Here is a 12490-nt window from a genome sequence, read left to right as displayed (position 1 = left end):
AACCTAGAACCTAGAACCTAGAACCTAGAACCTAGAACCTAGAACCTAGAACCTAGAACCTAGAACCTAGAACCTAGAACCTAGAACCTAGAACCTAGAACCTAGAACCTAGAACCTAGAACCTAGAACCTAGAACCTAGAACCTAGAACCTAGAACCTAGAACCTAGAACCTAGAACCTAGAACCTAGAACCTAGAACCTAGAACCTAGAACCTAGAACCTAGAACCTAGAACCTAGAACCTAGAACCTAGAACCTAGAACCTAGAACCTAGAACCTAGAACCTAGAACCTAGAACCTAGAACCTAGAACCTAGAACCTAGAACCTAGAACCTAGAACCTAGAACCTAGAACCTAGAACCTAGAACCTAGAACCTAGAACCTAGAACCTAGAACCTAGAACCTAGAACCTAGAACCTAGAACCTAGAACCTAGAACCTAGAACCTAGAACCTAGAACCTAGAACCTAGAACCTAGAACCTAGAACCTAGAACCTAGAACCTAGAACCTAGAACCTAGAACCATTTTTTACTCGAAGAGTTTGTATGAAAGACATTGCTGCCGCTGAGCGACCAGAATTTCAGGAAGAAATCATCGACCTGCGCCATTACTGGCGTGTGTTGATGCAGCAGAAGTGGAACATTGCTGGTTTGTCAGTGGTGGTGACTCTGTTGACGGCGTTGGTGGTGTTTTCCATGACGCCGGTGTATCAGGCCACCAATACGGTGCTGATCGAAAACCAGGAAGCCAAGGTGCTGTCGATTGAGGACGTATACGGCCTCAATACCAGCAACAAAGAGTACTTTCTGACCCAGTTCGAGATCCTCAAGTCCCGCGATCTGGCTGAACGGGTGATTCGTCGCCTGAACCTGGACATCCATCCGCTGTTTGACCCTCGCCAGCAGGAGCAGGGTTTTGACTGGCGTGCGCTTATCCCGTTCGATACCGATCTGGAGCCACCTACCGAACAGGAGTTGTTCGATGTGGTGGTGGATAAGTTTAATGAGGGATTGAGTATCGCGCCGGTGCGTAATACCCAGCTGGTGAAGATTCACTATGAATCCACCGATCCCAAGCTGGCCGCAGAGATCGCCAATACCCTGGCCGAGGTGTACATCGAGAGCCACCTGGAAGCCAAGCTCAACGTAACCCGCAAGGCCGCCGATTGGCTGGGGGATCGCCTGGGTGACCTGCGGGCCACGTTGCAGGCGTCGGAAGACCGCCTGCAGGCCTACCGCGAAGAGCAGCAGCTGGTGGACGTGCAGGGTGTGCAAACCCTGGATGCGGAAGAGCTGGCGCAGCTGACCCAGCGCTATGTGGACGCGCGCCGTGCCCGTTCTGAGGCAGAGACTATCTATCGTCAGGTGCAGGATTACGGCACCAATCCCACTGCCGAGCAGTTGATGGGGCTCTCCAGCGTACTGCGTCACCCGCTGGTACAGAAGCTGAAGGAAGCCCAGGCGGCTGCGTCGCTGAAAGTGGCTGAGCTGAGCAAACGTTACGGCCCCAAACACCCGAAAATGATCGCTGCCAACTCCGAGGTTACCCAATCCCTGGAAGAGCTGCGTCGTCAGGTGATGCGTGTGGGTGAAGGTATCGCCGCTGATTACCGCCTGGCTCGCCAGACCGAAGAGACCCTGGAGCAGCAGCTGGCGGACACCAAGCGCCGGGTGCAGGGGGTGAACCGCAAGGAGTTCAAGCTGATCGAGCTGGAACGTGAGGTGCAAACCAACCGTCACCTGTACGACATGTTCCTCAAGCGCTCCAAGGAGACCGACGAGGCCGGCGGCCTGCAGGCAGCACACGCACGGGTGATCGACCCGGCTGTGTCACCGCGCAAACCGGTGAAACCGAAAAAAGCCCTGATTGTTCTGTTGGCCATGGTGGCCAGTGGCATGTTGGGTGTGATGTTGGCCTTCCTCAAGGACGCGCTCAATAACACCGTGCGTACCCCGGACGATGTGGAAGAGAAACTGCACGCGCCGATGCTGGGCTTCCTGCCGTTTATTAAAGAGAACCGCAGCGAAGCGGCGTTTGAGGGCTTTCTCTCTGACAATCACAACAACTTTGCCGAGGCGATTCGCACCATTCGCACCGGCCTGATGCTCTCCAACCTGGATACACCGCACAAGATTACGGTGATTACCTCCTCCGTACCCAACGAGGGTAAATCCACCGTGTCGCTGAACCTGGCGGAAGCGGTGGGGCAAATGGAGAAGGTGCTGCTGATCGACGCCGACATGCGCCGCCCGACACTGGCGAAAACCATCGGCCTCTCCCGCACGGCGCCTGGCCTCTCCAACCTGGTCGCCGGCACCGCCGACTTCAAGGATTGTGTGCACAAGCTGGGTGACACCACCGTCGATGTCATGACTTCCGGCATGGTGCCCTCCAATCCATTGGAACTGCTGGCCTCCAAGCGCTTCGGCCTGGTGCTGAGCAAATTGAGCGAGCGCTACGACCGCATCATCATCGACTCGGCTCCTACCCACGCCGTGAGTGACGCACTGGTGCTCTCCACCTACGCCGACGCCCTGGTTTACGTCGTCAAATCCGACGACACCGCGGCCTCCCTCGCCGCCAAAGGTATCAAACGCCTCCGCGACGTAGGCGCCCCCATCACCGGCGTGGTGTTGAACAAAGTCGACCTGAATAAGGCCAAGGATTATGGGGCGGAGTATTCGGGGTATTATTTTAATTATGGGTATTCGGCTGAGTAGATAGGGCGCTACGCTACCAGGAGCTAGGAGCTAGGAGCTAGGAGCTAGGAGCTAGGAGCCACGGAAGGTAATAGTGCAAGGAGGCATGGATGCTATACGAAGACCTGGAGGTCTGGCAGCGGAGTCGTCTGCTGGTGATCTCGGTATACAAAACATTGGAAGGTTGTCGGGAATTTGGTTTTAAGGATCAAATTACCCGGTCTGCACTTTCTGTACCCAGCAATATTGCTGAGGGATATGAAAGAGAAAGTGTAAAGGAGCGCAGGCGGTTTCTGGAGATTGCAAAAGGATCTCTCGGAGAGTTCAAAACCCAGGCTGATATCGGTATGGCAATTGGGTTGATACCTCGCGAGCTGGGAATTGCTTGGCTAAACGAAAGCTCACAATTGAGCAGAATGCTGGCGTCGTTAATAAGACACCATGCCAAACTAACCTAGAACCTAGAACCTAGAACCTGACTTTATGTACGACCTCCACTCCCATCTCCTCCCCACCATCGACGACGGCCCCAAAGACCTGGACGCTGCGTTGGCCCTTGCGCGTCAGGCGGTGGCGGATGGGGTGACGCATTCGGTAGTGACGCCGCACATTCATCATGGCCGTTGGGAGAATTCGCTGGCGGGGATTAAGGCGCATACGCAGGCGTTCCGGAAGGCGCTGGCCAATGCGGAGATTCCGTTGCAGTTGGGTTTTGCCGCCGAGGTGCGGATTGGGCCGGAGATTCTGTCGATGCTGCCGGCGGGACAGATTCCGTTTTTAGGCAGTTGGCAGGGGAAGCAGGTAATGCTGCTGGAGATGCCACACAGCCACATCCTGCCGGGTACCGACAAGATTGTGGCGTGGCTGTTAAAGCAGAATGTGTTGCCGATGATTGCGCATCCGGAGCGCAATAAGGATGTGATGCGCAGTATCGATAAGCTGCAGCCGTTGATTGATCTGGGTTGCCTGTTTCAGGTGACGGCTGGTTCGGTTGCGGGCCAGTTTGGTGAGGGAGCGCAGGAGCGTGCCTGGCAATTGCTGGAGAAGGGTGTGGTGACGGTGCTGGCATCGGACGCGCACCATGTGGAGCGCCGGCCGGTGAGCATGAGTGCAGGCGTTGCGGCAGCGGCAAAGGTGATCGGCGAGGCGGAAGCCATGCGCCTGGTGCGCGACAACCCCATGCAAATCGTAGCTGCGCAATTCACGTAGGAGCCCGCTCCCGCGGGCGATCTTTTATTGCCTGGCCTGCGCAAGATCAGGCAATCAACAAACAATGATTCGAGTCAGGTAAACGAATGCAAAAATTAGTCGGCCGCTGGGCGCCATTGTTGCTGGTTGCGACTCTGGCGGTGCTGGCAATCTCCTCGGTATCCGCCATGTTGGGGGATATCACGGCGCATCAGGCTGTGCGGCAGGAGCGCCGTTGGTTTCAGGGCGCGCCGGTCACCGATTTGCAGTGGCGGGCGGCGGAGTCGAACCTGAAGAAGGCACTGGGCTATTCGCCGTCTCATCCGGACTACCTGCGGGGCCTTGGGCGTCTCTCCAGTTGGTTTTTCTCGGTCAGTGACGGTGTCGGTGCCGAAACGTCTGCGAGCACAGGGCAGCAAGGGCTGGATTATCTACGCCAATTGACTGGCCAGCGCCCCTATTGGCCCGACGGCTGGTCGGATCTGGCGCTGCTGAAGTCGCAGCTCGGTGAGTTTGATGATGAGTTTGATCAGGCTTTTGCAAATGCGTTTGCCCTGGGGCCGAACGAACCCCAGGTCTTATTGACGCTTTCAAATACGGCACTCAGCCGCTGGTCGAGTCTGGGTATGGCCTCGAGACAGCAGGCTTTGCAAGTGTTTGCCAGAGGATTGCAATCGAGAGGGGCTGAAATGCGCCTCCTGTCTGTGGCCGAAAAATACGGTATGCAGAAAGCGGTGTGCCTGATGGCAGCCCCGGAGAAGGTGTCCGGCAGGGTACGCAAAACCTGCGCGTTATAACCGACGTGCAAGTCTATTTTTTAATTCCGTCGCGGCAGGAATAAAAGGCTAAAAATCAACCACGTCTGTGTCGAAATTTTGCATTATTTTCGAGACTTAACGCACAAAACGGTTGTTAACTTGTGACTCACTTTTTAAAATGAATATTGTGCCATCAAGGATTGGGGGCGGTGCGACGGAGCGCTGCTGCCTTGGGGGCATTGCATAACTTTTATCTTGTACTGCAGCACGGGCGACTCTCGACTCCGGCGCTTAAGAAGGATTTTTTGATGCCTGCAGGTAACGGGTTTATTAAACCCTACGCTTCTCAATTCGCATTTCTTGCCCGCGTGGTTGACTCCACTCTGATCATTCTTACGATCGGGCTTATTCTGCATCTCAACGGCGTTGCGCTGAGCAGTGACTATTGGTTGGTCGGGCTGATCGCCGGTTTGCTGCATCAACTGCTGGCGGATTTTACCGAGATTTACCGTTCCTGGCGTTCTGAAACCCTGTGGGCCGAGGCGCGGCAGGTGTTCGTGTGCTGGACCATTGGTTTTGCCGGCATCTTTGTGGTTGGTCAATTTTTCAGCGGTGTGGATTCGTTGTTTGTCTGGCCGCTCTACGCCCAGTGGTTTGCACTGGCGCTGACCGCGATGTTGCTGTGGCGTGTGGTGGCGCGTCTCGGACTGCGTGGCATGCGCCGCAACGGTTTCAATACCCGCACTGCCGCCATTGTTGGCACCGGTGCATTGGCAGAGCAGGTGGCAGCACGCCTGACCCATGCCACCTGGACAGGCTATAAAATCTACGGATTTTTTGATGATCGACAGGCAGCACGTCCAATTACCGGCGATTGCCGTCGCGCAAAAAATGATCATCCGGCAGTGGCTTGCGACACCGTAGGCAATTTTGATCAACTGGTGGAGTTGGCGGAGCTGGGTGCTCTGGACAGCGTCTATATCGCGTTGCCCATGCGTGCTGAAGCTCGTATTCAGGAGCTTCTGGATCGGCTGTCCAACTCCACGGCCGCGGTTTACGTGGTGCCAGACCTGTTTGTGTTCGAGCTATTGCATGCGCGCAGTATCAACCTCAATGGTATTCCTGCTTATGGTCTGATCGGTGAGCCGATGCGCGGCCTGAATGGTTGGGTCAAGCGCCTGGAAGACATTGTGATTGCGACGATTATCCTGACTCTGATCTCGCCGATCCTGTTGTTGATCTCGCTGGCGGTGAAGCTGACCTCGCCGGGCCCCGTGATCTTTAAGCAGAAGCGTTACGGCATGGATGGCAAGCCTATCAATGTCTGGAAGTTTCGTTCCATGCGGGTCATGGAAAATGGTACGGATTTCAAGCAGGCTACCCGTAACGATCCGCGCATCACCTGCATTGGCGCTTTCCTGCGCAAGACCTCACTGGATGAGCTGCCACAGTTTATCAACGTGCTGCAGGGCAGCATGTCCATTGTCGGCCCCCGCCCCCACGCTGTGGCCCACAACGAAGAGTTCCGCAAGCAGATCAAGAGCTACATGCGTCGCCACAAGATCAAACCCGGTATCACCGGCTGGGCCCAGATCAACGGTTGGCGCGGTGAGACCGATACGCTGGAGAAGATGGAAAAGCGTATCGAGCACGACCTGCACTACATACACCACTGGTCGGTGTGGTGGGACCTGAAGATCATTGCCAAGACCGTGTTTAAGGGGTTTGTGGGGAAGGATGTTTATTAGGGGCTAGGACGCTTCGCTTCTAGGGTCTAGGACGCTTCGCTACAGGACGCTTCGCTTCTAGGGTCTAGGACGCCTCGCTACAGGGGTGATCCAGTTCTGTCATTCCCGTGCACAAGGTGAATTGCAGTGTAGCTGCAAGAGAGGGCACTCTGGGGTGGGCGGGAATCCCATCCCTCACTCTGTCATTCCCGTGAAGGCGGGAATCCAGTTGACTGTAAGTTATCCATGCTTGATCAATGGATCCCCGCCTACGCGGGGATGACAAGGTGGGAGGTCTGTGGCTCTTGTCGACCCACGGAGGGCTGCTCTCTCTTGTTGCCAAGCTGGATTCACCTGGTGCACAGGAATCTAAAGCTCACTGTCATTCCCGCGCAGGCGGGAATCCAGTGCCCTCACTCTGTCATTCCCGTGCAGGCGGGAATCTAGTGCCCTCACTCTGTCATTCCCGCGCAGGCGGGAATCCAGTTGCACGGTCCTGAGGGCCTGGTGCTCATAACCCTGATTTTCGCTTGTTCCCGAAGGGGCAGGGCGGCACACTTGAACCGCTCTACCTGACACCACCGAGGTAATAATGATCCCCACTGTTTTCTGGCGCTGGCTGGCTCTGGCGGCATTGATCGTTATTTTGTGGGCCGGCTTTCGCCCGGACCCCATTCCCCAGTACACCCATGATTTCGATAAGTGGACGCACGCTGTTGGCTTTGGTGTTCTCACGCTGCTGTCGTTGCTGGCTGTTCCGCGTCGGTTGGGTTGGTTGGTGATTGTTTCTATGGTTGTACTGGGCGCGGCAATCGAAGTGGGGCAGGATTGGTTGCTGCCACGGCGCACGTTTGATTGGGCCGACTTCGCCATGGACGCGGTGGGAGTAGGGCTGGGGCTGGCGGTTTATGTGCTGTGTTTGATTGGTCGGAAATATATAAAGGGAATTTAGGGGCGCTTCGCTACCAGGTTAAAGGCTCTAGGATCTGGGGCCGCTTCGCTACCAGGTACTAGGAAAAGCGAAAACAACGGACATAATCCTGTAGTCCCTAGTCCCTAGTCCCTAGTCCCTAGTCCCTAGTCCCTAGTCCCTAGTCCCTAGTCCCTAGTCCCTAGTCCCTAGTCTGTAGTCCCTAGTCCCTAGTCCCTAGTCCCTAGTCCCTAGTCCCTAGTCCCTAGTCCCTAGTCCCTAGTCCCTAGTCCCTAGTCCCTAGTCCCTAGTCCCTAGTCCCTAGTCCCTAGTCCCTAGTCCCTAGTCCCTAGTCCCTAGTCCCTAGTCCCTAGTCCCTAGTCCCTAGTCCCTAGTCCCTAGTCCCTAGTCCCTAGTCCCTAGTCCCTAGTCCCTAGTCCCTAGTCCCTAGTCCCTAGTCCCTAGTCCCTAGTCCCTAGTCCCTAGTCCCTAGTCCCTAGTCCCTAGTCCCTAGTCCCTAGTCCCTAGTCCCTAGTCCCTAGTCCCTAGTCCCTAGTCCCTAGTCCCTAGTCCCTAGTCCCTAGTCCCTAGTCCCTAGTCCCTAGTCCCTAGTCCCTAGTCCCTAGTCCCTAGTCCCTAGTCCCTAGTCCCTAGTCCCTAGTCCCTAGTCCCTAGTCCCTAGTCCCTAGTCCCTAGTCCCTAGTCCCTAGTCCCTAGTCCCTAGTCCCTAGTCCCTAGTCCCTAGTCCCTAGTCCCTAGTCCCTAGTCCCTAGTCCCTAGTCCCTAGTCCCTAGTCCCTAGAAAATCCCATCCCACAACAACTTCAGCCCAACCACAAACAGGAAGAAATAACAGAACCGGTAGATCCAGGTCTCGTTAACCCTGTGCAGCATGAAGTAGCCCAGTCTTACCCCAATTGGTGCCAGCGGAATCAATACCAGTGAGGTGGTGAGGTTGGTGCTGTCGAACTGTCCCAGCCAGGCGTAGGGGATCAGCTTGGTGAGGTTAACCACGGTGAAGAACACCGCGAAGGTGCCCATCAGCAAGGTCTTTTCCATCTGCTGTGGCAGGTAGAAAACACTGATGGGCGGCCCGCCGGAGTGAATGCCGAAACTGGTAAAGCCTGCCAGCCCACCCCAGAAGGTACCGCGGATGGCATCCGGCTCACGCTTTTGCGTGGCTTTGTGGCGGAACCAGTAGTCGAGGCAGAACACCACGGCGATGGTGCCGATCAGAATGCGGATGGCGTCTTCGGACAGATAGCGGAAGGTAAAAGCGCCGACCACAATCCCGAGAACCGCACCGGGCAGGGTGTAGATCAGGTTACGCTTGCTCCAGCGCCCGCGGAAACTCCACAGCGCCACCATGTCCATCGCTATCAGAATTGGCATCAGGATGGCTGCCGCCTGCACCGGCGATACCGCCAAGGCCATCAGCGGTACAGACACCACCGAAATCCCGCCACCAAAACCGCCCTTGGCCATGCCGAAGATCAGGATGGCGGGGATGGCGCAGAGGTAGAAGAGGGGGTCGGTGATCATTTGGTTTAGGACGCTTCGCTACAGGTTATGAGGACGCTGCGCTACAGGACGCTTCGCTACAGGGGTTAGGGCGCTGCGCTTCAGGGGGTAGGGGCATCCCTTAGCTTCTGAATTAACATGCCCAGCATCTTACTTAGTTGTTCACTTTCCTCGATCCACATTCGGCCGGCATCAAAGGGGATCAAACCTACTTCAGCCCCAATGTCCGCCTGAGTTTTGAACTCTCCCAGCGAACCTTTCGCTATCTCGAGAAAGCGCTTCCGATCCTTAAGTGATCCTCGCTGGTAGCCTTCTGCAATGTTACTTGGCACCGAGAGTACAGAACGGGTTATCTGATCTTTAAAGCCCCAATCCCTGCAGCCGGACAGCTCCCGGTAAACCTGTATTGCCATACTGCGGCTGCGCTTCCACACATCCAAACTTTCATGAATCATCCTTGACTCCTATCGACAAAAGATCGCCTGGAAGAGAGACTGGTCTGGGCCACCGGACTCCTACTCGGTCAAACGCCCCATTCCCTGTAGCGCCAGCGTCCTGTAGCGAAGCGTCCTGAACCCTGTAAGCGCAGTGCCCTTGCTTTTCTACATCTTCTCCATCGTCTCAATACCCAACAACCCCAGTCCGGTCTTCATGGTCTGCGCGGTTATGCGGGCAATGCCCATGCGGCTCTGGCGGGTGTCGGCGTCGACGTCGTCTTTGAGGATGGGGCAGGCTTCGTAGAAGCGCATAAACAGGGCGGCCAGGTCGTACAGGTAGGTACAGAGTACATGTGGCAGGGCTTCGCGGCTGACCTGTTGCAGCACTTCGGAGAATTGCAGCTGCTTGAGGATCAGGGCGGTCTCTTCCGGAGTCGTCGCGGTGATGGCGGCGGGCAGTTGTGCCGGTTCGATCTGGGCGCGACGGAAGATGCTCTGGATACGGGTGTAGGCGTATTGCAGATAGGGTGCGGTGTTGCCTTCGAAGCTGAGCATGCTGGCCCAGCTGAAGACGTAGTCGTTGGTGCGGGTCTTGGAGAGGTCGGCGTATTTCACCGCGCCGATGCCCACCTTCTGCGCCACTTCGACTTTCTCTTCTTCGGTCAGCTCCGGCTCTTTCTCGGCGATCAGGGCGGCGGCGCGATCCACCGCCTCGTCCAGCAGTTCCGCCAGTTTGACGGTACCGCCGCTGCGGGTTTTGAAGGGTTTGCCGTCGGCGCCCATCATGGTGCCGAAGGGGTGGTGTTCCAGGCTAATTTGCGCCGGCACAAAGCCGGCCTTGCGGGCCAGCGTGAACACCTGATTCATGTGCAGTGACTGGCGCGCATCGATGAAGTACATGATGCGATCGGCCTGCAGCACGTTGGCGCGGTAGCGGAGTGCGGCCAGGTCGCTGGTGGCGTAGAGGAATCCGCCGCCTTGCTTCTGCACGATCACGGGGCTGGGGTTGCCCTCTTTATCGGCCAGCTCTTCCAGGAACACCACCTGTGCACCCTGGTCTTCCACGGCCAGACCCTGCTCCTGCAGTTCGGCAACCACTTTGGCCAGGTCGTCGTTGTAGGCGCTTTCGCCGCGCACGTCGGCGGTGGTGAGGGTGACGTTGAGCTGCTCGTAAATCTCTTCACTGTGGTGCAGGGAGACTTTCTTGAACTGCTCCCACAGGGCCAGCACACGCTCGTCGCCGGATTGCAGTTTGACCACGTAGTCGCGGGCGCGGTTGGCAAAGGCTTCGTCGTGATCGAAGTGGCGCTTGGCCTGCTGGTAGAAGACTTCCAGATCCTTGAGGGCGAACTCGGCTTCGTCGCCGTCGTCCATCTGCTCTTCCAGCTCGGCGATCAGCATGCCGAACTGGGTGCCCCAGTCGCCCACGTGGTTCTGGCGGACTACCTTATGGCCCTGGAACTCCAGGGTGCGCACCAGCGCATCGCCGATGATGGTGGAGCGCAGGTGGCCCACGTGCATCTCTTTGGCGAGGTTGGGGGAGGAGTAGTCCACCACCACGGTTTGCGGGGCGGCTTCGGCGGTAATGCCCAGGCGCTCATCCTGCAGGATGTTGTTGGCCTGTTCTGACAGCCACGCCTGGCTCAGGTGGATGTTGATAAAACCGGGCCCGGCGATCTCCACCTTGTCGGCAATGCCGGACAGGTCGAGGTTGTCGAGGATCTTCTGCGCCAGTTCGCGGGGGTTGCTCTTGACGGCCTTGGCAGCCGCCATGGCGCCGTTGGCCTGATAGTCACCAAAACCGGCTTTCTTGGCCGGCGCCACGGCCGGGCCGTATTCGGCGGGTACACCTGCGGCCAGCATGGCTTGCTGGACCTTGTCGCTGAGAAGATCACGAATATTCATAGGGGAGTAAAACAGCTGTCTGATCGAAGGGCGCGATTTTACCTTTTATGGGGGGGTATAACCACCGCTGGGGCAGGACGCTTTGCTACAGGTTTGAGGACGCTTCGCTACAGGACGCTGGCGCTACAGGGTGTAGGGCGCCGACCTCGTAGGAGCGCGGTCCCCCGCGCGATCCTTTTGTGGGTATGTCATTGGAAGGGAAGGGCAAGGTTGTTTAACGGCTCGCCCGGAGGACCGGGCTCCTACGGCAGCGCGCCGACCTCGTAGGAGCGCGGTCCCCCGCGCGATCTTTTCCTGTAGCGAAGCGTCCTGACCCCTGTAGCAACGCGTCCTGTAGCGCCAGCGTCCTGCCCCAATCAATTCCAAAACGCCTCAATAATCGGACTCTTCAGCCTTTTCTTCAGCGTACACAGCCCCACGTCGTAATGGCCCATGGAGGCGGGAGTGTCGAGCACCTGAACCCGATCGGCCAGGGGGCTGTTGTCGAGGACGATTTTGGGGACGACGCCGATGCCGAAGCCGAGGCTCACCATGCTTACCATGGCTTCGTGGCCGGTGACCTGGGCGTAGATGCGGGGTTTGATGTTCATGCTGCGGAACCATTGATCAACCCGATCCCGGCTGAGGCCGTCTTCCGGCAGGATCATGGGGGTGTTGGCCCACTCGGCGCCTTTGTTTGGCGGGTTGTACGGTAAGTTATCGCTCGCTTCGGCGGGGCCGATCAGCAGTAGTGGAGAGACGGTAATGCGGCGGAAGGCGAGGTTGGCGGGCAGTCGTTCCGGCCGCGCGACGATGGCGATGTCCTCCTGGCCGTTCAGCACCCGGTGGATGCCGGGCTCCGGGTCGCCGGTGTGGATCTTGAGCTCGATACCGGGGTGCTGGCGGCGGAAGTCACTGAGGATGTCGTAGAGGAAGGAGTAGCTGGCGGTGACCGAGCAGTAGATGCTGATCTCCCCCCGCAGCTGCTGGCTATCGTTCATGAGTGACTCGCGGAAGGCGTCCCACTCCTGCAGGGTATCGCGGGCGTAAGTTTGTAATAACTTACCTTCGTGGGTTAGTGCCACACGGCGGTTGTCCCGTTCAAAGAGAACTACACCGAGCTTCTCTTCCAGCTGCTTGATGCTGCGGCTCAGGGCCGAGGGGCTGATGTGCAGCTCTTCGCTGGATCGCCCGAAATGCAGGGTGTCGGAGAGGCTGAGGAAGAGGCGCAGGGAGCGGGTGTCCATGGTGGGAAAGCCTTTTATGCAGTTAGCTAATGGTTTTTCAGGTAAAACAGGGTGCCGGTGATGATCAGGCGAAGCTCCGACCTCAGTAGCTAAATTCCCGCCCGTCGTCGCGAGCGCAGCG

The 12490-nt window shown here is 57.2% G+C and carries 10 protein-coding genes; 6 read left to right on the top strand and 4 right to left on the bottom strand.

Annotation, left to right across the window (positions count from 1 at the left end; all coding sequences use genetic code 11):
* The first annotated feature begins 544 nt into the window (after positions 1-544).
* From GSF27_RS17205 to GSF27_RS17180, 6 genes are all read left to right on the top strand, one after another.
* Positions 545-2719: a polysaccharide biosynthesis tyrosine autokinase gene (locus tag GSF27_RS17205; RefSeq protein WP_160971308.1), complete on the top strand. Its 2175-nt coding sequence runs from the start codon at positions 545-547 to the stop codon at positions 2717-2719.
* Positions 2720-2808: 89 nt separating this feature from the next.
* The gene (locus GSF27_RS17200; protein WP_160971307.1) at positions 2809-3156 is read left to right on the top strand and encodes a four helix bundle protein; all 348 of its coding nucleotides are present in this window, start codon (positions 2809-2811) and stop codon (positions 3154-3156) included.
* A 25-nt stretch (positions 3157-3181) separates the two neighbouring features.
* Positions 3182-3907: a tyrosine-protein phosphatase gene (locus tag GSF27_RS17195; RefSeq protein ID WP_160971306.1), complete on the top strand. Its 726-nt coding sequence runs from the start codon at positions 3182-3184 to the stop codon at positions 3905-3907.
* Between the two features lie 86 nt (positions 3908-3993).
* The gene (locus tag GSF27_RS17190) at positions 3994-4683 is read left to right on the top strand and encodes a hypothetical protein (protein WP_160971305.1); all 690 of its coding nucleotides are present in this window, start codon (positions 3994-3996) and stop codon (positions 4681-4683) included.
* Positions 4684-4952: 269 nt separating this feature from the next.
* Entirely contained in the window at positions 4953-6392 is a 1440-nt protein-coding gene (locus GSF27_RS17185; protein WP_160971304.1) for an undecaprenyl-phosphate glucose phosphotransferase, read from the top strand.
* Between the two features lie 571 nt (positions 6393-6963).
* On the top strand, positions 6964-7323 hold the full coding sequence (locus GSF27_RS17180) for a VanZ family protein (RefSeq protein ID WP_160971303.1): 360 nt from the start codon (positions 6964-6966) through the stop codon (positions 7321-7323).
* Positions 7324-8078: 755 nt separating this feature from the next.
* On the opposite strand, the gene GSF27_RS17175 is transcribed toward GSF27_RS17180, so the two are convergent.
* The 4 genes from GSF27_RS17175 to ilvY form a co-directional block, all read right to left on the bottom strand.
* Positions 8079-8822: a sulfite exporter TauE/SafE family protein gene (locus GSF27_RS17175; RefSeq protein ID WP_160971302.1), complete on the bottom strand. Its 744-nt coding sequence runs from the start codon at positions 8820-8822 to the stop codon at positions 8079-8081.
* A gap of 80 nt (positions 8823-8902) precedes the next feature.
* On the bottom strand, positions 8903-9256 hold the full coding sequence (locus GSF27_RS17170) for a four helix bundle protein (RefSeq protein ID WP_160971301.1): 354 nt from the start codon (positions 9254-9256) through the stop codon (positions 8903-8905).
* Positions 9257-9403: 147 nt separating this feature from the next.
* On the bottom strand, positions 9404-11143 hold the full coding sequence (gene argS / locus GSF27_RS17165; RefSeq protein WP_160971300.1) for an arginine--tRNA ligase: 1740 nt from the start codon (positions 11141-11143) through the stop codon (positions 9404-9406).
* A 356-nt stretch (positions 11144-11499) separates the two neighbouring features.
* Positions 11500-12369 (bottom strand): HTH-type transcriptional activator IlvY, encoded by an 870-nt coding sequence (gene ilvY, locus GSF27_RS17160; protein ID WP_160971299.1) that lies wholly within the window; start codon positions 12367-12369, stop codon positions 11500-11502.
* Positions 12370-12490 lie beyond the last annotated feature (121 nt).

The organism is Pseudomaricurvus sp. HS19 (assembly GCF_009857815.1).
In the GTDB taxonomy this organism is placed as follows: Bacteria; Pseudomonadota; Gammaproteobacteria; order Pseudomonadales; family Cellvibrionaceae; genus Pseudomaricurvus.
This window is presented reverse-complemented; position numbering and strand designations above follow the sequence as displayed.

Coding starts and splice junctions, on each gene's coding strand:
- GSF27_RS17205 (WP_160971308.1), top strand. CDS start 545: ATGAAAGACATTGCTGCCGCTGAGCGACCAGAATTTCAGGAAGAAATC.
- GSF27_RS17200 (WP_160971307.1), top strand. CDS start 2,809: ATGCTATACGAAGACCTGGAGGTCTGGCAGCGGAGTCGTCTGCTGGTG.
- GSF27_RS17195 (WP_160971306.1), top strand. CDS start 3,182: ATGTACGACCTCCACTCCCATCTCCTCCCCACCATCGACGACGGCCCC.
- GSF27_RS17190 (WP_160971305.1), top strand. CDS start 3,994: ATGCAAAAATTAGTCGGCCGCTGGGCGCCATTGTTGCTGGTTGCGACT.
- GSF27_RS17185 (WP_160971304.1), top strand. CDS start 4,953: ATGCCTGCAGGTAACGGGTTTATTAAACCCTACGCTTCTCAATTCGCA.
- GSF27_RS17180 (WP_160971303.1), top strand. CDS start 6,964: ATGATCCCCACTGTTTTCTGGCGCTGGCTGGCTCTGGCGGCATTGATC.
- GSF27_RS17175 (WP_160971302.1), bottom strand. CDS start 8,822: ATGATCACCGACCCCCTCTTCTACCTCTGCGCCATCCCCGCCATCCTG.
- GSF27_RS17170 (WP_160971301.1), bottom strand. CDS start 9,256: ATGATTCATGAAAGTTTGGATGTGTGGAAGCGCAGCCGCAGTATGGCA.
- argS (WP_160971300.1), bottom strand. CDS start 11,143: ATGAATATTCGTGATCTTCTCAGCGACAAGGTCCAGCAAGCCATGCTG.
- ilvY (WP_160971299.1), bottom strand. CDS start 12,369: ATGGACACCCGCTCCCTGCGCCTCTTCCTCAGCCTCTCCGACACCCTG.